This window comes from Rahnella woolbedingensis, assembly GCF_003602095.1.
GTDB classification, from domain to species: Bacteria; Pseudomonadota; Gammaproteobacteria; order Enterobacterales; family Enterobacteriaceae; genus Rahnella; species Rahnella woolbedingensis.
Window position 1 is genome coordinate 1 of the sequence record NZ_RAHH01000090.1, and the last position, 620, is coordinate 620.

1 pseudogene is annotated in these 620 nt (G+C 57.6%); it reads right to left on the reverse strand.

What is annotated here, in order from left to right:
- Positions 1–620, reverse strand: a pseudogene (locus D6C13_RS25320) (multidrug transporter MdfA); the annotation flags it as partial.

The window sequence follows — 620 nt, forward strand, 5'->3', positions numbered from 1 at the left end:
ACCACGACCAGAGTCAGCCACGCCAGGCCACTGAGCAGATTAAACATGTTAAACATGCCCGCACCGCCTTCGACGTAAGCCACTTTGGCCAGCTCAATTCCGACCGTGAAAATCATCATGCTGATCACACCCATGGCAGCAGAAACTGTGCCTTTGCTCATGTCGCTGGAGAACAGCGTCAGGCGGTACAAACCGGCGTTAGCCACACCAATACCGAAAGCGTACAGGCTCAGACCGGCGGTCATCCACAGATACGCATGCGCGGAAAACAGCGTGGCAACAGCAGCCATCAGCAGTCCGACCACCATCGGGCCTGCGCCCAGTTTAATCAGGTACTCGACCGTGCGTTTGCCGGTGAGGCGTGCCAGCGTCACATTGCCGATAATCAGCGCGCCGAAAATAGGCACCTGCAATAAGCCGTAATCGTAAGCTGCTAGCCCTTCACCGCTGATTAAAATGACCGGCGACTGGGCAATCCACGTCAGCAGCGGCAGGCTGGCAAACCCAATCGCCAGCGCGCCACAGACGAACTGGCGGTTTTTCAGCACATGTTTGTAATCGCGCAGCAGGCTCGGCATGGAGAACGGTTCGCCGAGGCGGGAAGCCGTTTCCGGCATGGA